Source organism: Pseudomonas sp. EL_65y_Pfl2_R96 (assembly GCF_963970905.1).
Lineage (GTDB): Bacteria > Pseudomonadota > Gammaproteobacteria > Pseudomonadales > Pseudomonadaceae > Aquipseudomonas.
Genome location: NZ_CAXAQH010000011.1, coordinates 130517 through 148623, shown reverse-complemented (window position 1 = coordinate 148623; position 18107 = coordinate 130517). Strand labels below are relative to the sequence as shown.

Sequence of the window (18107 nt, the reverse complement as noted above, 5' to 3'; positions counted from 1 at the left end):
TCGCCGCGGCGATGCAGGCAGGAGGCGAGTTTACCAGAGCTCTGGGCAAAACACTGACTAAAGGGTCAGCAAGCGCTCGCCGAGGCGACCGTTGGCGGCCAGTTCAAGGAACTCATCGCCCAGGCGACGGCTTTCGTCCATCGTCGCGCGCCAGTACTTCTGCCGGCTCGGGGCATCGCCCATGAAACGCTTGAAGTCGTTACGGTCCGGCAGTTTGCCGTAGGGCAGGCGCGACAGGTATTCCTTCGAAGGCGCCAGCAGCAGAACATCCTGCAAGCGCGCCGGGCAGGCGCGGCGCCACGGCAGCGTCTTGTCGAACCAGCCGGGAATCACCCGGTCGGTGAAGTGCGGGTACAGCACGATGTCGTTGCCGCTGTAGGGCAGGTCGAGGTGATAGTCCAGCAGACCGCCATCGCGGAACGTCCCCGCGCCTGCGCCCGGCAGGTCGCGCACACCTTGCATGACCATCGGGATCGAGCCCGAGGCGAGCAAGGCCTGGCGCAGGTTCCCGGCATCCAGCGAGATGAAGCGCGACGGGAAGTCATTCAGCGCGTTAACCGGTGGTGACAGGCGAGGGTCGTGGATGATCAGCCGCTCGAAATGCCGTGATAGCCGTGCGCGACCGCGCAGGTTGTCGGCGATCACCGACGACAGGCCCAACCCCAGTCGGCCGCGATGATCGTCGGCCAGCAGGCCGTGGCTTTTGACCACCATGATGTTCAGTCGGTAGTGGGTATTATCCAGAATCGAGGCATCGCGGCCGTCGAGCAAGTCATCGAGCATGCGCCGGGAACTCTGGCTGATCTGCGCCATGGTCACACCCTTGGCGAAGTTCTGTTCGGTGTACAGATGACCGAGGCGGCGCAGGCCTTCGGCGGCATCCGGCAGGCAGGCGCTGGCGAACCGCCAGGCACCCACCGACGCGCCGATCAGCGAGCGCTCCCGGGGCGCCGCCGGCAGCCACTCGCCGAACAGCGCCAGGTCCAGACCCTGAATCCCCAGCGCTTTCGGACCACCGGCGGCGCCTGGCAGCGTACCGACATCGGCAGCGCTCAAACCGTTGGCACGGATGCGCGCCAGGGCACGTGGGCCGGCCTTGAGGGTCAGGGACGGGAACTTGATGTGGAACGCGGTCATACCGGTCTCGATGTCTGGCAAGCGGGGGATTATGTGGGAGCGGGCTTGCTCGCGAAAGCGCTGTAGCAGTCGACATTTTTGTTGAATGTTGAACCGCCTTCGCGAGCAAGCCCGCTCCCACAGGTTTTGTATCGGGCTGCGATGTCGTGTTGCCATCTTTGATGATGGCAATTCAGTTTCAATTAAGTTCGAATCGCTAAGGTAGCTCCCGTAGGCAACACATAAAAAATACGGAACCACCCCATGAAAATCCTGACTGCCCTGTTCACCGCCTCCATCATTGGCCTGACCGCCAGCATCGCCCACGCGCGTGACCTGGGCCCCGACGAAGCCCTGAGGCTGCGCGACGCTGGTACCATTGTGTCTTTCGAGAAGCTCAACGCTACCGCATTGGCCAAACATCCCGGTTCGACCGTCACCGAAGCCGAGCTCGGAGAAGCGTACGGCAAGTACATCTATCAAGTGGAATTGCGCGACGCCCAGGGCATTGAGTGGGACCTGGAATTGGATGCCGTCAGCGGGCAGGTTCTCAAGGATCATCAGGACACGTAATGAAGGTGTTTTTTTTAAATCGACGTACCAGCAGTCGCATGGCGCTGGTACTTCTGGCTTTTTGCTCGACGGTCATGGCCCGCGACCTGGATCAGGACGAGGCCCTGCGCCTGCGCCAGCAAGGGGTGATCCTGCCGCTGGAGCAGCTGTTGCAGCAAGCGCTGGACCGTTACCCCGGGGCCAAGCTGCTGGAAGCCGAGCTTGAAGAAAAACACGACGTTTATATTTATGAGGTCGAGCTGCTGACCACTGAAGGCGTGGTGCGCGAACTGGACCTGGACGCCATCACCGGCCATTTATTGAAAGACAAGGAAGATTGACCGATGCGTTTGCTCCTGGTGGAAGACCACGTGCCGCTGGCGGACGAATTGATGGCCGGCCTCAACCGGCAGGGTTACGCCGTGGACTGGCTGGCCGATGGCCGCGACGCGGTGTACCAGGGCAGCAGCGAACCGTATGATCTGATCATCCTCGACCTCGGCCTGCCGGGTTTGCCGGGGCTCGAGGTGCTGGCGCAGTGGCGGGCCGGTGGCCTGGCCACGCCAGTGCTGATCCTCACGGCGCGGGGTTCCTGGGCCGAACGGATCGAGGGCCTCAAGGCCGGCGCCGACGATTACCTGAGCAAACCCTTCCATCCGGAAGAACTGCACCTGCGCATTCAGGCGTTGTTGCGCCGCTCCCACGGCCAGGCCAATCAGCCGACGCTCAAGGCCGCCGGGCTGCACCTGGACGAAGGTCGCCAGTGCGTGACCCGCGACGGCGCCGACATCCAGCTCACCGCCGCCGAGTTCCGCCTGCTGCGCTATTTCATGCTGCACCCCGAACAGATCCTTTCCAAAAACCACCTCGCCGAACACCTTTACGACGGTGAAACCGAGCGCGATTCCAACGTGCTGGAAGTCCACGTCAACCACCTGCGGCGCAAGCTCGGCCGCAGTGTGATCGAAACCCGGCGCGGTCAGGGTTATCTGTTCGGCGGGCAAGCCCAGTGAGGTCGATCCAGCGCCGTTTGAGCCTGGGCCTGATCAGCGTAATGGTGATCGTCGGCCTGGTGCTGGCGCAAACCAGCCTGTGGCTGTTCGAAGTGGGTTTGCAGCGCTACCTCGAAGCCGGGTTGCGCAACGACAGCGAAAACCTGCTGGTGGCGCTGGTGCGTGGCCCGCAGGGGTTGCAACTGGATGAGCGGCATTTGGCGCCGGCCTATCAGCGACCGTTTTCCGGGCATTACTTTCGCATCGACTTTGCCGACAGCCAATGGCGTTCCCGCTCGTCATGGGATCAGGACCTGCCGCGGCTCGACCATCCCGGCTTGCACAGCAATTTGCAATTGGGGCCGGGAGGGCAGCAGTTGTTGGTGTTGCGTTCGGACTATCGTCGGCTGGGCCAAGCGATCTCCATCAGCGTCGCTCAGGATTACACCCCGGTGCGTGAGAGTTTCCGGCGCATGCAACAGGTCGGCCTCGGGCTGGGGCTGGCGGGGTTGTTGCTGATTTTGCTGTTGCAGCGGATCACCGTGCGCCGCGCCTTGCGCCCGCTGGAAAAGGCCCGCGAACAAATAGCCCAGTTGCAGCAGGGTCAGCGTTCGCAACTCGACGAAGCAGTGCCGGTGGAGCTGGAACCGCTGGTGGCGCAGATCAACCATTTGCTGGCCCACACCGAAGACAGCCTCAAACGTTCGCGCAATGCGTTGGGCAACCTCGGCCATGCCTTGAAAACGCCGTTGGCGGTACTGCTGAGCCTGGCTTCAAGCGAGCAGCTCGATGCGCACCCGCAGCTGCGCAAAGTCATTCAGACGCAACTGGAACAGGTCCGGCAGCGACTCAATCGCGAACTCAACCGCGCCCGCTTGTCCGGTGATGTGCTGCCGGGGGCATTGTTCGATTGCGACGCCGAACTGCCGGGGCTGCTGGCCACGTTGAGCATGATTCACGGTGAACACCTCGACCTGAGCTACCGGGCGCCGGCCGGTTTGCAACTGCCGTGGGATCGCGAAGATTTGCTGGAGTTGCTGGGCAACCTGTTGGACAACGCCTGCAAATGGGCGGATGCCGATGTGCGCTTGAGCGTGGTCGAAACGGCAGAAAGGTTTGAGTTGAGCGTGGAAGACGATGGACCGGGGATTCCCGAAGACCAGCGCGAACAGGTGTTCAGTCGCGGTACCCGGCTCGACGAACAGACCGATGGGCATGGACTGGGGTTGGGCATCGTGCGCGACATCGTCGACACTTGGGGCGGGGTGTTGCAGTTGCAGGAGAGCGAGTGGGGCGGGTTGAAGGTGACGATCGAATTGCCAAAGCGCTAACACCACTCTGAAGGACCCCACAGTGGGTCTTCAGTGGACGCAGAATTTACGTCACACGCGAAACTGATCCATCAAGCGCTGTTGCTGATTCGCAATCCATTACATATCGGCAATGGCCGTTCGCTTTGACAAGGGAACGATGCTGCGGCACAGTGCGCGCCCTCTAATAAAACCCTTCCTTTAATCCGCTGGCGGCTCATGCAGACTGCCGGCCGGACTCATTCCGTTTGCCTTGAGGTAACGATGATTAATGCAGTAATTGCCGCGGTCGGCATCATGCTGATACTCAGCCTGTCCCGCGTGCATGTGGTGATCGCGCTGATCGTTGGCGCGCTGGTGGGTGGCTTGACCGGTGGTCTGGGCATCGACGCGACGCTCAAAGCCTTCAACAACGGCCTCGGCGGCGGGGCGACGGTGGCGTTGTCCTACGCCTTGCTTGGCGCGTTCGCGGTGGCCATCGCCAAGTCTGGCCTGGCCCATGCGCTGGCCGACAAAGCCCTGGCCATGGTCGATCGCCAGCACGCCAACGGTGGCGGCAATGTCAAATGGCTGCTGATCGGCTTGCTGTGGGTGGTGGCCATCGCCTCGCAGAACATTTTGCCGATTCATATCGCTTTTATCCCGTTGCTGGTGCCGCCTCTTTTATATGTGCTGACCAAACTGCAACTGGACCGTCGGTTGATCGCCTGCGTCATCACCTTTGGGCTGATCACGCCGTACATGTTCCTGCCCGTGGGCTTCGGCAATATCTTCCTCAATGAAATCCTGCTGGCCAACGTCGCCCGTAGTGGCGTAGACATCAGCGGCATCAACGTCACCCATGCCATGGGCATTCCGGCGCTGGGCATGGTGTTTGGCCTCGGGGCAGCGTTCATCAGTTACCGCAAGAAGCGGGTTTACGACCTGGAAAAGATCGAGCAGGTCGAACAGGTCGCGGTGCAGTACAACCCGTTGAGCCTGATGGTCGCCGGGCTGGCCATTGCCGCCGCGTTCATCATTCAGCTGCTGCTGGACTCGATGATTATCGGGGCGCTGGTGGGTTTCCTGATCTTCTCGGCATCGGGCATCGTCAAGTGGCGTGAAACCGATGACCTGTTCACCGAAGGCATGAAAATGATGGCGATGATCGGCTTCATCATGATCGCCGCGTCCGGGTTTGCCGAAGTGATGAAAGCCACCGGTCATGTGCAGACACTGGTGGAGTCCTCGGCCTCATGGATCGACCACAGCAAAGGCATCGGTGCGCTGTTGATGCTGCTGGTGGGCCTGTTGGTGACCATGGGCATTGGCTCGTCGTTTTCCACGGTACCGATTCTGGCGGCGATTTTCGTGCCGTTGTGCGTACAGCTGGGCTTCAGCCCGATCGCCATCGTGTGCATCGTCGGCACTGCCGGCGCATTGGGCGATGCCGGCTCACCGGCGTCGGATTCGACCCTGGGCCCGACCTCCGGTCTGAACATCGACGGCCAGCATCACCACATCTGGGACACCGTGGTCCCGACTTTCCTGCACTACAACCTGCCGCTGCTGGCGTTCGGCTGGGTGGCGGCGATGGTCCTGTAAAACACCCCGGATCAAATGTGTGCGGGCTTGCTCGCGAAAGCGGTGTGTCAGGCGGCATCAGTGTTGACTGTGCCACCGCCTTCGCGAGCAAGCCCGCTTGAGTCTTGCGCAGGACTTAGACTCCCACAAGGACCACATTCAACTTTTGCTGCGGCGTGCCGTTATAGCCTTTAACCACGCCAACAAAATCACAGAGTGAACGTCATGCGCATGAGTCTGAAGGCCAAAGTTCTGTCCCTTGCCGTCCTCCCGGTGCTGCTCTTTGCGCTGGTCATCAGCCTGACCACACTGTTCATTCTGCAAGAGCAGGCCAGCAAGGAAGTCGAGGAGACCCGTCAGCGCCTGCTCAGCGATGCCAAGGCGACCTTGCAAAGCTACGTCGCCGTGGCCATGACCACGATCAAACCGCTCTACGACGCGGCCGCCCCCGGCGATGACGCGGCGCGGGCCCAGGTGATCAAGTTGCTGTCGAGCATCACCTACGGCAAGGACGGCTACTTCTTCGGCTACGACTCCAACATCGTGCGTCTGTTCAAGGCCAACAGCCCTGAAGGCCTGGGCCAGAGCTTCAAGGACAATCGCGACCCGAACGGGGTCTACATCAACCGCGATCTGGTGAAAGTCGCCAAGGACGGTACCCACTACCTGCAATACAGCTCGACGATGCCCGGTAACACCCAAGTGCTGGTACCCAAGCTTGGCTACACCGAATACCTGCCCAAGTGGGACATGGCATTCGGCACCTCGATCAATCTCGACGGCATCGAGGCTCAAGTGGCGGTGGTCGAGGCCAAGGTCCAGGAACGCATGCAAGGCGTGGTGCTGAGCATTGTCGGGATTGCCGTGGTGGTGCTGCTGGTGATCGCCGCTGCCGGGATGCTGCTGGCCAATACCATCCTGCGTCCGCTGAACCTGATGAAGGCCAACCTCGATGACATCGCGGCGGGCGAGGGCGACCTGACCCGGCGCCTGACCATCACCAGCCAGGATGAACTCGGCGAACTGGCTGGCTCGTTCAACCGTTTTGTCGACAAGATCCACGGTTTGGTGCGTCAGATCACCGAAATGACCTCGCAACTGACCGGGTTGGTAAATCAGGTGTCCGATCAGGCTCAGCGCTCGGATCAGGCCATGGAACGTCAGCGGCACGAGACCGATCAGGTGGCCACGGCGATCAATGAAATGTCGGCGGCAGCCCAGGAAGTGGCCAAGAGCGCGCAAAACGCGGCAGTCGCGGCCCAGCAGACCGACGAAGAGGGCCAGGCCGCCAAGCGCGTGGTAGCCGGCAGCATCGTGAAGATTCATGCGCTGGTGAACGACATTCGCAGCAGCGGCGTGTCCCTCGACAGCCTGCAGAAAGATGTGTCGTCAATTGTCAGCGTGCTCGGGGTGATCCGCTCGATTGCCGAACAGACCAACCTTCTGGCGCTCAACGCCGCCATTGAAGCGGCCCGCGCCGGTGAGGCCGGGCGTGGTTTTGCGGTAGTCGCCGACGAAGTTCGGGCGCTGGCCAGTCGCACACAGATCAGCACCCAGGAAATCCAGGGCATGATCGACCGCTTGCAGGCCGGCACCCAATCGGCGGTCGAGTCCATGCGCCGCTCCAGCGAGGCCGGCGACGGCACCTCGGCCCAGGCCAACGAGGCCGGGGCCTCTCTGGACGCCATGGCCCAGCTGATCGGCACCATCAACTCGATGAATGCCCAGATTGCCAGCGCCGCCGAAGAGCAAACCGCCGTGGCCGAAGAGATCAACCGCAGCGTGCACCAGATCGCCGTGGCGGTGGACAGCGTCGCCGACGAAACTCAGCTCGGCGCCCAGACCTCGCGCAGCTTGGCTGATCTCGGCCAGCGCCTGGGGCAACTGGTCGGGCAATTCCGCATTTGATGCTGTGAACAGGGCAGGGCTGACTGCAACTCCTACACTGGTAATACGGTGCGCATCCGTCGCACCCGGACGACCATCACCATGGAGTCAGACTCATGAACGACGGTACCTGCGACTGCCCCAAATGCTCATGCAAACTGGGTGATCACCCCATCGTGCGTCACGGCAAGCACTATTGCTGTGAAGGCTGCGCCAAACATCACGAACACGGCGAAGAATGCTCTACCAAAGGCTGCAAGTGCGCTAAGCACTGACTATTCAGCCAAAAAAGTGGAGCCATTGGGAGTCTGTTAAGGGGCGGAACCTGTGGGAGCGAGCAAGCCCGCTCCCACAGGAATTGCGTTTAGCTGCCCAGCATTAGCTCAATGGCTCCTCCCTTTCAAAGCTCAACTCGCCGGTCGCCAGGTAACGTTCTCGACGCCGAATTTTTCCGCCAGCGGTTTACTGGTCTTTTGCACCTTCTCGCGGCCAAAGCGCGGGATCCGTCCGACTCCGGCGTCGCAACTGGCCCAGTGCCAAGCCTCTGCGTTGTCCATTTTCTCCAGGCGAATAATGAAAGACTTGGGTTTGCCGTGAAGGGTGTACTCAATGACGAATAGTTTTGCGTTGTTCATAAAGCCTGTTTTCCTCCCTGTTGTAATAGAAGGATCGCGGGGCGGGCGAAAAATTCAGTCGGATTGTCAGTTGCCATAACCCAATCAAAGTGGGAGCAAGCTTGCTCCCACTTTGGGTTTTGTAGCGTCAGATCAGGCTTCAGGCACGCCTTTTTCCCAAACCGACCAGTTCTGCAAAATATCCTGCACCAGCGGATTTCCCGTGCGGTACAGGTTCTCCAGTGCCGGCACAAACCCGCCCTGATCGGCATATTTGAGCAAGTTATCCACCTCGCTCTGGCCCGGTGCCGGTCGGTCGAAGTCGGAACCGGCGCGCACCACCGCCAGGCGCCGGGCATCCACCAAGCCTTCGCGGCTAGCGCGCAGTAGCGCCTCGTAGGTGGAGTTGTCTTCCTGCTGAGTGGTGCAGTAGACACCTTCGTTGTTGGTCAGCAGCCGGGTCCAGACTTCCGCCCGCTCACTCAACCGCGTTCCGGAAAACCAGGTATTACCCGCCAGCGTGTCGCACCGGGTCACTACCGGCGGCTGATTGGCCGGGGCCGACGGGTACTTCAAGCGCCACGCCGCCGACTCCTTGCTCTCGCTCAGCTCGACCTTGTGGCTCAGGGCGAAGGCCTTGGCCTGCAACTTCGGATTGAGTTCGAACACTTCAGTCTTGTAGTCCAGCGGCGGCTTTTCGTTCGGGCCTTTGGTGTTGATGCCCAGATAACCGGTCGGCCAGTCTTTCGGCGCGTCCCGGGAATCCAGTTCCCACTGGGTGCCGAACTCCACCAGATAGTGCGCCCACGCGGTGGTGCCGAGGGTGCCGTGTTTCGGGCTGATACCGGCAATCCCGGCGATCAGGAAGTAACTTTTACGCAGGTCGAATTTCGGCGACAGCGCCAGGGCCAGGGTCGAGGCGGCGGCGTTGGTCTGGCCCATGCCGGTGACCATCAGGCACACCTGTTGGGTGTTGCAGCGAATATTCGGGTACTCGGCGGACAGGCCCGGTACGCGCACTTCTTGCTTGAGTTCCAGGCGATCGATCCAGTTCTGCGCCTCGGGGGCGAACATGGTGATCAGCATCACTTTCGGCTGGATCGGTGCTTCTACCGCCCAGGCAGAGGAAGAGAGCAGGGTGCTTACCGCAAAACCGACAGACAGGGAACGACGCGTCATTGCCTTCATAAAATCTCCTGATTCAAATAAGCCTTAAAACTGATAGCCAACACCGGCGTAGTAGCCCCAGCCGTTGGAACGGGCGCGGAAGTTTCCGTCGCCGAAATTCAACTCACTGCCGTCCTCCCAGTTGCCGCCGTTGTGGAAGTAACGGCCGACCAGGGTGAATCGCAAGTGGGTGAAGGCGTATAGCAACACGTTGGTGGCCACGGTGGCATTGGCGGTACGGGCCGGGTTGTCCTTGTGCAGGTCGGAGCCGAAGTCGAAGTTGGTGAAACCGATGTAGGTCAGCGAAGCGCCGTTGCTGAAACTGCTGATGGGCACGATGTATTTGAGCTGGGCGCGGTAGCCATCCCACGAATACTCGTTGCTGGCGCCGTAGTTTTCCCACTGGTAACGACCATAGAAGTTGGCCGACAGGTTGACCCGCGAATGGGTGTCGATGTCGGTGCCCAGGCCGCTGTACAGCGTGTTGGCGCGGTTGGCGCTGTTGCTGCCGTGGTCGTAGATCCAGTCGAACGCCACGTACCATTCCTTGAATGGCCCGACGGCCAGGCTGCGGCCGGCCAGGTAGTCGATGGAGATGCGCGGTTCGTGCTCCATGAATACCGGCGAGCCGTGGTCCCACACGCCTTTGTCATGGCTGTTGCCGATGTCGAAGATCTTCGGAATGTCGATGTAGCCGTACAACTCGAACGGCCCCTTGCGACCGAAGTACTCGTATTCCAGATAGATATCGTCGGCCGGTTGCGGGCCGAAGCTGATGTCTTTGCTGCCGATGACGGTCAGGTCCTGGTTGAACCAGTCCGACAGGTACGCGCCTTTTTTCGGCGGGTTGGCTTCAGGGCTGAGGGCTTCGCCCTGGGCGGATTCTTCGGCGGCGGCCGGTTGGGCCAAAACGTGGCTGCTGAGTAGTCCTGTAACGCTGGCCAGCAGCAAGGAAACAGCAAAAGTGCGTGAGCAAGTCACGCGGCTGGAGGTGCAATGCATTAAAAATCCCTTTTTGTGCGGATCGAAAGCCCGGTGGTGCGGGTTTGCGCGGTTAGGTGGCGAACAGGCCGGTATCGGCGACTCGCAAACGTTTGCACAAGGCATACCAGTTTATTCAATACGCTGAAAAATAGAGGGAATTGGTGGTTTTGCTGTCCTTTCGGTCAAGGATCTCGGGGAATAGAGCAAAGGAGACCTACCTGAGTGCACCAAAGCGAGTGTCGTTGCACAAAGATCGTACTTACGCGCCCTCCTACAAATGGGGGTTGCTGTAGAATCCTGGGCATTGACTTCACAAGGTGCATCCCATGAGCGAGCCGATTCGTCTGACCCAATACAGCCACGGCGCAGGTTGCGGCTGCAAGATTTCGCCCCAGGTGCTGGAAGTGATTCTGGCCGGCAGCGGGGCGCAGAATCTGGACCCGAAACTCTGGGTCGGCAATGCCTCGCGCGATGACGCGGCGGTGTATGCCATCGACGAAGAGCGCGGCGTGGTGTCGACCACTGACTTCTTTATGCCGATCGTCGACGACCCGTTCGATTTCGGCCGCATCGCCGCCACCAACGCCATCAGTGACATTTACGCCATGGGCGGCGATCCGTTGATGGCGATTGCGATCCTCGGCTGGCCGGTCAATGTGCTGGCACCGGAGATTGCCCGGGAAGTGATTCGTGGTGGGCGTTCGGTCTGCGATGAGGCGGGGATTCCTCTGGCCGGTGGCCATTCCATCGACGCGCCGGAACCGATCTTCGGCCTGGCCGTGACCGGGCTGGTGGAAAAGCGCCACATGAAGCGCAACGACACCGCCACCGCCGGGTGCCTGCTGTACCTCACCAAACCCTTGGGCATCGGCATCCTTACCACGGCCGAGAAGAAGGGCAAGTTGCGCCATGCCGACATCGGCCTGGCCCGCGACTGGATGTGCACCCTGAACAAACCCGGCAGCCGTTTCGGCAAACTTGACGGCGTGACCGCAATGACCGACGTCACCGGTTTCGGCTTGCTCGGGCACTTGGTGGAGATGGCCGACGGCAGCAACGTGACTGCCCGCATCGGATACGACCGGGTGCCGCGCCTGCCGGGTGTCGAGTATTACCTCGATCAGGGCTGCGTACCCGGCGGCACGCTGCGCAATTTCGACAGTTACGCCAGCAAGGTCGGCCGGCTCCAGGAGTTGCACAAACGCGTGCTCTGCGACCCGCAGACCAGCGGCGGCCTGCTGATTGCGGTCACGCCCGAAGGCGACGAAGCGTTCCTGGCGGTGGCGGCCGAACTCGGTCTGGCCCTTGAGCCGATCGGCGAACTGGTTGAGCGACAGACTAACGCGGTAGAGGTGTTTTGATGTCCATCGACTTCACCGATTACCGCGACATCTTTCTCAACGACCGGCCGATGATGGATACCCGCGCGCCGGTCGAATTCCTCAAGGGTGCATTCCCCGGCGTGGTCAATCTGCCGCTGATGAATGACCTCGAGCGGCAACGGATCGGCACTTGCTACAAGCAGCAAGGTCAGCAAGCGGCCATTACGCTGGGGCATCAATTGGTGGCCGGCCAGATCAAGGCCGAGCGCATCCAGGCCTGGGCCGATTTTGCCCGGGCGCATCCGGATGGTTATTTGTATTGTTTTCGCGGCGGCTTGCGTTCGCAAATCGTTCAGCAATGGCTGAAGGACGAAGCGGGTATCGACTATCCGCGGGTCGGTGGCGGCTACAAGGCCATGCGCACCTTTTTGCTCGATACGCTCGATCAGGCCGTTGCCCAGTGCGATTTCGTTTTGCTGGGCGGCATGACCGGCACTGGCAAGACCGAGGTGCTCACGCAGTTGAGCAACGGGCTGGACCTTGAAGGCCACGCCCATCATCGCGGCTCCAGTTTCGGCAAGCGCGCCACCGGCCAACCCTCCAACATCGACTTTGAAAACCGTTTGGCCGTGGACGTGCTGAAGAAGCGCGCCCGCGGCATCGAACAGTTCGTGCTGGAAGACGAGAGCCGCGCGATTGGCAGTTGCGCCTTACCGTTGCCGCTGTATCAGGGCATGCAGCAGTTTCCGATGGTTTGGCTGGAAGACAGCCTGGAAGGGCGGGTCGAGCGGATCCTGCGTGATTACGTGGTGGACTTGTGCGCCGAGTTCATTGAAGTGCATGGCGATGAAGGCTTCGCGCTGTTTTCCGAACGTTTGCTGGCGAGCCTGAACAATGTCCAGAAACGGTTGGGTGGCGAACGTCATCAGCGGATGTTGACCTTGATGGAAGATGCGCTGGCAGAACAGGCGAACAGCGGTGCGGTGGATTTGCACCGGGGCTGGATCGAAGGGTTGCTGCGCGAATATTACGACCCGATGTATGCGTTTCAGCGGGAGAAGAAGGGTACGCGGATTGAGTTTGTCGGGGAGCGGGGGGCTGTCATTGAGTATCTGCGGGAGCGGGCTTGCCCACGATGAGGCCGAGAAAGGCACTATAAAACTCGAAGCCACCACGATCACAGCTTACGTCGGACAGCTCTCCCGACCGTTATCCAGCCCCTGCTTGTAGCTGTGACTCTGCAGACTGGCCTTGCCGTTGTGCCAGGTCAGCGTGAGCACGTACAGCGAGTCGTAGTCGCTCGATTCCCAGTCATCGGTAATGTTCTGTTTTGTACCGACGGCTTCCCCGGCGACTTTGTTGATCAGCTCGGGCAGATAGCCGTGGGACCAGGCCGTATAAATGACCGAATTGTGATACTTGTCGTGCAGCAGTTCATCCGCCAGATCGCTGGTGTCGTTGGCCGAGAAGTTGATGTTCACCGGCAAGCCGAGCTTGATCGCGCTGGGGCTGATGGTCATCAGGGGGCGAATGTAACTGTAGGAGTTATCCAATTCGCCTTCCTCGACATTGCGCGTCGGGTTGGCGGCAAACACGTAATTGGCTTTGCCGAATTTTTCCGGCAACAAGGTGGCCAGGTCGATGGCGCGGTTCAGCCCCTGACAATTGAGCTGACCCAGGCCGCCGGCGGGTTTTTCCGCGTGGCGCAGAAATACCAGCGTCTGAGTGCCGTCCGCCGGTTGGGCGCGGCTTTCGCTGGACTCAAGCGACAAAAACAATGCGCTGACCGCCAGCAGGGAGGGCAGGAAGACGTAGGCGCGATGTTGGAAACGTTTGGCGAATTTCAAAGGATTCATCATCGAATTAGTGATCTTCAGCGCATTCGGTTAAGGCTGACAAACCTTGACACCGCGAGCTTTCAGCATCGGGTGTATCCCATGTCGTTGACCCGGTCCGTTTTCTACAGGGCAATGCTCAGAGTCCTCCGAAGCCCTTTGGTTCGATCCGAGCGAGGTGCCTGGCACTTTAGCGGCAACCTTGAACGGATTGGGGGAAAGGTTATCGACAGGATGTTGCGGATTTAAGTAAACCATTGGTGGCCATGAAAAGATTACAACCGTCGGTCGGCGATCCTGGATTATGCTCAGCCTTTTCTTTGTACCGGATGCCCCTCATGACCGATTTGTCTGTATTCCCCATCACCCGAAAATGGCCGGCCCGGTACCCGGAGTGGATTCAGCTCTATTCCTTGCCAACGCCCAATGGCGTCAAGGTTTCGATCATGCTCGAAGAGATCGGGATGCCCTACGAGCCGCATCGCGTGGGCTTCGACACCAACGATCAGCTGTCCCCCGAATTTCTGTCACTGAACCCCAATAACAAGATCCCGGCGATCCTCGACCCCCACGGTCCGGGGGACCAACCGCTGGCGCTGTTCGAGTCCGGGGCGATTCTGATTTACCTCGCCGACAAGAGCGGGCAACTGCTGGCGCAGGAATCGGCGGCGCGTTACGAGACCGTTCAGTGGTTGATGTTTCAGATGGGCGGTATCGGGCCGATGTTCGGTCAGCTCGGTTTCTTCAACAAATTCGCCGGCAAGGACTACGAAGACAAGCGTCCCCGTGATCGCTACGTCGACGAAAGCAAGCGCCTGCTCAACGTCCTGGATGACCGTCTGCAAGGGCGTGACTGGATCATGGGCGAGCGCTACACCATCGCCGACATCGCGACCTTTCCGTGGGTGCGCAACCTGATCGGCTTCTACGAGGCCGGCGATTTGGTGGGCATCCAGAATTTCCCCAATGTCACCCGCGTGCTGGAGCGTTTTCTGGCAAGGCCGGCGGTGATTCGCGGGCTGGAAATCCCCAAACAACCTCTTTGAACCCCTCACCACCAAGGCAGGCAATGAGCTCATTCGATTTCAAGCAAGTAGATGTCTTCAGCCGTGTCGCGCTCAAGGGCAACCCGTTGGCGGTGGTGTTCGGCGCCGACGAGCTCAGCGATGAGCGCATGGCGGCGTTCGCAACCTGGACCAACCTCAGCGAAACCACTTTCGTGCTCGAACCCCTGGACCCCCGGGCCGACTATCGGGTGCGTATCTTCACCACCCTGCGAGAGTTGCCGTTCGCCGGTCACCCGACGTTGGGGACCTGTCATGCCTGGCTCGAGGCCGGTGGGGTGCCCAAGGGCGAGGAGATCATTCAGGAGTGCGGTGTCGGCCTGGTGCGGGTACGTCGGCAGGGGGCGGAGCTGGCGTTTCTCGCGCCACCGCTGATCAGGTCCGGCCCGGTGGACGCCGAGCTGGTCGAGCGCGTACGGCGCGCCCTCGGATTGGCGCCGGGCGCGATTGTGCGCACGCAATGGGTCGACAACGGCGCCGGCTGGCTGGCGGTGATGGTCGAGGATCGGCAGCAGGTGCTGGACTTGCAACCGGATCATTCGCAGATGCTCGGCCTCGCGGTCGGTGTCATCGCACCGTGGCACCCCGAGCGCGATGGCGCTGATGCGCAGTTTGAAGTGCGTGCGTTCATCTCCGGCGACGGCATGCTGGAAGACCCGGCCACTGGCAGCCTGAACGCCGGAATTGCCCAATGGTTGCTCAACGAACGGCTGGCTCCGGCGTCTTATGTCGTCAGCCAGGGCCTGACAATGGGGCGCGCCGGGCGGATTCAGGTGGAGCAGGTGGGGGATGAGATCTGGATTGGCGGCGCGGCGGTGACCTGTATTACAGGGACGCTGACGATTTAACCTGTGGGAATGCGGTGATTGTTACCGAAGCGGTAAGGGTTTTTCTGCTGCGCAAGGTTTGTGCGCTGTGCCGCACTGGGCATAAGCTTCGCCCCCTACGACTTTTGTCTCACCCGCCGTTTTCAGGAGGGCCCATGCCCAGTCAGTTCCCCGAAGCACGTCCACGCCGTCTGCGTCGCAATGCGAGCCTGCGCAGCCTGTTCCAGGAAACCGAGTTCAGCTTGAATGACTTGGTGCTGCCGATTTTCGTCGAGGAAGAGATCGACGAATTCGTGCCGATCAAGAGCATGCCCGGCGTGATGCGCATTCCCGAGTCGAAGCTGGCCGGTGAGATCGAGCGTTACGCCCGGGCCGGGATCAAATCGGTGATGACGTTTGGCGTGTCCCATCATCTGGACGGTAACGGCAGCGATACCTGGCACGACAACGGCCTGGTGTCGCGCATGTCGCGCATTGCCAAAGACGCCGTGCCGGAAATGATCGTGATGTCCGACACCTGTTTTTGTGAATACACCGACCATGGCCATTGCGGCGTGCTGCACCACCACGAAGTCGACAACGACCAGACCCTGATCAACCTCGGCAAGCAAGCCGTGGCCGCCGCTCGGGCCGGTGCCGATGTGATCGCGCCGTCGGCAGCCATGGACGGGCAGGTCCAGGCCATCCGCCGGGCGCTCGATGAAGCGGGGTTCAGCCAGACCGCGATCATGGCCTATTCGACCAAATTCGCCTCGGCGCTCTACGGTCCGTTCCGCGAAGCCGGCGGCAGTGCCCTGAAGGGCGACCGCAAAAGCTATCAGATGAACCCGATGAACCGCCGCGAAGCGGTGCGTGAATCGTTGCTGGACGAACAGGAAGGTGCCGACGCGCTGATGGTCAAACCGGCTGGCGCGTACCTGGACATCATCCGCGACATCCGTGAAGCGTCGCGTCTGCCGTTGTCGGCATATCAGGTGAGCGGGGAGTACGCGATGATCAAATTCGCCGCCCAGGCCGGGGCGATCGATGAGGATCGTGTGGTGCGTGAGAGCCTGGGGGCGATCAAACGGGCGGGAGCGGATTTGATCTTCACTTACTTCGCGATGGACCTGGCCTTGGCCGGGATCTAAAAACCACCCCATAACCCTGTGGCAGCGGGCTTGCTCGCGAAGGCGGTGTGCCAGTCGAAATTGATGGCGACTGATACACCGCCTTCGCGAGCAAGCCCGCTCCCACAGTTGATCTTCGTTGGCCTCGGGTTCAACTGATGAAAGGCCGTATCCCATGATCGCGGAAGTACCGCTCGATCACCTTCGGATCGGCGCTGTAGTCGGCGATCGCCACATAGGTATCCGGCCGCAGCAGGTAAAACCCGTTGCGCGCCAGCCCCACTGTTTCAAACACCGGTCGCCAGTCGAACACCTGCAACGGCAGGCGATGCTCGAGGCACCAGGCGATCATCTCGTCGCTGGTGTCGCCGTAAACATGCACCTGCCAGGTCAGGTTTTTCAGCGACTCGAAATTGTCCCCTTCATCGTCGTGGGCCCAGGGCAGGCGATCACCGCCGTGAACATGGCCGGCAACGCCCTCGCTCAACGGCATGCCACGATAGTTGAGGGTGGTCTGTGACACCGTGCGAAACATGAACTCCCGGGCTGCCTCGAACGAGATCATTTTCGGGATCAAAAAGGGGGCCACGCGTATGCGCATCACGTCGGCAATTGGCCCATCGGCGGTGACGAAATTGAACACCCGGTCAGTAGTGGCCACCAGGCGCCGGGCAAAGGCGATGCGTTCGGTTTCATAACTGTCGAGCAGTTTGGTCGTGGCGCTGCCACTTAACACCGCCGCGAATTTCCAGGCCAGATTGATCGCGTCGCCGATCCCGGTGTTCATGCCCTGGCCACCCGCCGGGCTGTGGACATGGGCGGCATCGCCCAACAGAAACGCGCGCCCGGTGCGAAAGTGATCCGCTACCCGGTGATGCACGCGGTAGGTCGAGAACCAGTTCACCTGATCGATCTGCACCTTTAAATGCTCGATGGCCCGGCTGCTGACGTCTGCAAACTGGAGGGTTTCGGCACGGTCGGCACGGTCGGCGCGTTCGTCGCGAACCGTGCCGATCAGACGGGCGCGACCTTCGCCGTCCAAGGGGAAAATGGCGAGGAAGTCGGCTTCGTCGAGATCCACATGCAATTCACCGTTGAACGTCGGGCCGCGGGCCTGTACATCCGCCACGTAGAAAATCTGCTGGTAGGTGCCCCCCGGAAAACCGGTGTCCAGGGTTTTTCGCACAATCGAGCGGGCGCCGTCGCAGCCTGCCAGGTAACAGGCCTGACAGGTTTGCTGCTGGCCATCGGGCAAGCGCAGCGTTGCGGTAATGCCGTCGCCGGTTTCCTCGAAATCTTGCAGTTCGGTGTTGCGCTCCACCGTAATGCCGAAGGTCTCCAGGCGTTCGATCAGCAGCTGTTCGTGCTCGTCTTGCGGATAGATTTCCAGGAACGCATAGGGCGTCAAACCCTCGCCGATGGCGCTCAGCGGCAGGTGTGCGACCGGTTCGCCCTTGACCCAGAAATTCGCTGCGCACACTCGATGGCCGTTCTGCACCACGGCGTCGCTGAGGTCGAGCTGGCGATACAACTCCAGCGTTCTGGCCTGTACTGCCAACGCGCGTGAGGTGGTGCCGGGGGCCGAGGTCTTGTCGATAATCCGCACCTCAATCCCCAGTTTGCTCAGCCACAGCGCCAGTACCAGCCCGGTCGGGCCGGCGCCGATGATCAGAACGTCGCTACGGTGCATGAGCCTGTCCTCCTCGGTCTGTGGATCAAGTATGGTTCAACCCGAATGCCCCCGCCGCTCGGCTGCCCAAAGGCC

At 60.9% G+C, this 18107-nt stretch carries 18 protein-coding genes and 1 pseudogene; 13 read left to right on the top strand and 6 right to left on the bottom strand.

What is annotated here, in order from left to right; genetic code table 11:
• Positions 1-57: 57 nt before the first annotated feature.
• Positions 58-1137, bottom strand: a complete 1080-nt coding sequence (locus AACY49_RS14180; protein WP_258699921.1) for a patatin-like phospholipase family protein — start codon at positions 1135-1137, stop codon at positions 58-60.
• 243 nt (positions 1138-1380) lie between these two features.
• Between AACY49_RS14180 and AACY49_RS14175 the strand changes: the two genes are divergently transcribed.
• The 8 genes and pseudogenes from AACY49_RS14175 to AACY49_RS14145 all read left to right on the top strand — a co-directional run bounded on the left by AACY49_RS14175 (position 1381) and on the right by AACY49_RS14145 (position 7695).
• Positions 1381-1689, top strand: a complete 309-nt coding sequence (locus AACY49_RS14175) for a PepSY domain-containing protein (protein WP_258699922.1) — start codon at positions 1381-1383, stop codon at positions 1687-1689.
• Positions 1689-2009, top strand: coding sequence for a PepSY domain-containing protein (locus AACY49_RS14170; RefSeq protein WP_339524521.1), 321 nt, complete (start codon positions 1689-1691; stop codon positions 2007-2009). The genes AACY49_RS14175 and AACY49_RS14170 overlap by 1 nt, the downstream gene beginning before the upstream one ends.
• Positions 2010-2012: 3 nt before the next feature.
• On the top strand, positions 2013-2681 hold the full coding sequence (locus AACY49_RS14165) for a response regulator transcription factor (protein ID WP_258699924.1): 669 nt from the start codon (positions 2013-2015) through the stop codon (positions 2679-2681).
• The gene (locus AACY49_RS14160; RefSeq protein ID WP_339524519.1) at positions 2678-3991 is read left to right on the top strand and encodes a sensor histidine kinase; all 1314 of its coding nucleotides are present in this window, start codon (positions 2678-2680) and stop codon (positions 3989-3991) included. The genes AACY49_RS14165 and AACY49_RS14160 overlap by 4 nt, the downstream gene beginning before the upstream one ends.
• A gap of 246 nt (positions 3992-4237) precedes the next feature.
• On the top strand, positions 4238-5554 hold the full coding sequence (locus AACY49_RS14155) for a Na+/H+ antiporter family protein (RefSeq protein ID WP_258700694.1): 1317 nt from the start codon (positions 4238-4240) through the stop codon (positions 5552-5554).
• A gap of 204 nt (positions 5555-5758) precedes the next feature.
• Positions 5759-6583: pseudogene (locus AACY49_RS31835) on the top strand (cache domain-containing protein); the annotation flags it as partial.
• Positions 6584-6619: 36 nt separating this feature from the next.
• The gene (locus tag AACY49_RS31830; RefSeq protein WP_445262642.1) at positions 6620-7441 is read left to right on the top strand and encodes a methyl-accepting chemotaxis protein; all 822 of its coding nucleotides are present in this window, start codon (positions 6620-6622) and stop codon (positions 7439-7441) included.
• Positions 7442-7536: 95 nt separating this feature from the next.
• Entirely contained in the window at positions 7537-7695 is a 159-nt protein-coding gene (locus AACY49_RS14145; protein WP_086945083.1) for a metallothionein, read from the top strand.
• Between the two features lie 132 nt (positions 7696-7827).
• Here the strand turns inward: AACY49_RS14145 and AACY49_RS14140 are convergent, their stop codons facing one another.
• The 3 genes from AACY49_RS14140 to AACY49_RS14130 all read right to left on the bottom strand — a co-directional run bounded on the left by AACY49_RS14140 (position 7828) and on the right by AACY49_RS14130 (position 10203).
• A complete protein-coding gene (locus AACY49_RS14140) occupies positions 7828-8055 on the bottom strand; it encodes a DUF6555 family protein (protein ID WP_258699927.1) in 228 nt (75 codons plus the stop codon).
• A gap of 132 nt (positions 8056-8187) precedes the next feature.
• Positions 8188-9222 (bottom strand): purine-nucleoside phosphorylase, encoded by a 1035-nt coding sequence (locus AACY49_RS14135; RefSeq protein ID WP_339524515.1) that lies wholly within the window; start codon positions 9220-9222, stop codon positions 8188-8190.
• Between the two features lie 24 nt (positions 9223-9246).
• A complete protein-coding gene (locus AACY49_RS14130; RefSeq protein ID WP_339524513.1) occupies positions 9247-10203 on the bottom strand; it encodes a nucleoside-specific channel-forming protein Tsx in 957 nt (318 codons plus the stop codon).
• Positions 10204-10511: 308 nt separating this feature from the next.
• On the opposite strand from AACY49_RS14130, the gene selD reads away from it, so the two are divergent.
• Positions 10512-11546: a selenide, water dikinase SelD gene (gene selD, locus AACY49_RS14125; protein ID WP_339524511.1), complete on the top strand. Its 1035-nt coding sequence runs from the start codon at positions 10512-10514 to the stop codon at positions 11544-11546.
• Positions 11546-12646, top strand: coding sequence for a tRNA 2-selenouridine(34) synthase MnmH (gene mnmH / locus AACY49_RS14120; protein ID WP_339524510.1), 1101 nt, complete (start codon positions 11546-11548; stop codon positions 12644-12646). The genes selD and mnmH overlap by 1 nt, the downstream gene beginning before the upstream one ends.
• Before the next feature lie 45 nt (positions 12647-12691).
• Here mnmH and AACY49_RS14115 read toward each other — a convergent pair whose 3' ends face one another.
• A complete protein-coding gene (locus AACY49_RS14115) occupies positions 12692-13363 on the bottom strand; it encodes a histidine phosphatase family protein (RefSeq protein ID WP_408980623.1) in 672 nt (223 codons plus the stop codon).
• Positions 13364-13680: 317 nt separating this feature from the next.
• Between AACY49_RS14115 and AACY49_RS14110 the strand changes: the two genes are divergently transcribed.
• From AACY49_RS14110 to hemB, 3 genes are all read left to right on the top strand, one after another.
• Positions 13681-14388 (top strand): glutathione binding-like protein, encoded by a 708-nt coding sequence (locus tag AACY49_RS14110; RefSeq protein ID WP_339524507.1) that lies wholly within the window; start codon positions 13681-13683, stop codon positions 14386-14388.
• A gap of 23 nt (positions 14389-14411) precedes the next feature.
• Positions 14412-15254: a PhzF family phenazine biosynthesis protein gene (locus AACY49_RS14105; protein WP_339524505.1), complete on the top strand. Its 843-nt coding sequence runs from the start codon at positions 14412-14414 to the stop codon at positions 15252-15254.
• 134 nt (positions 15255-15388) lie between these two features.
• Positions 15389-16363: a porphobilinogen synthase gene (hemB, locus tag AACY49_RS14100; protein WP_258699935.1), complete on the top strand. Its 975-nt coding sequence runs from the start codon at positions 15389-15391 to the stop codon at positions 16361-16363.
• Between the two features lie 130 nt (positions 16364-16493).
• Here hemB and AACY49_RS14095 read toward each other — a convergent pair whose 3' ends face one another.
• Complete coding sequence (locus AACY49_RS14095; protein ID WP_339524502.1) at positions 16494-18032, bottom strand: FAD-dependent oxidoreductase; 1539 nt, start codon at positions 18030-18032, stop codon at positions 16494-16496.
• Positions 18033-18107 lie beyond the last annotated feature (75 nt).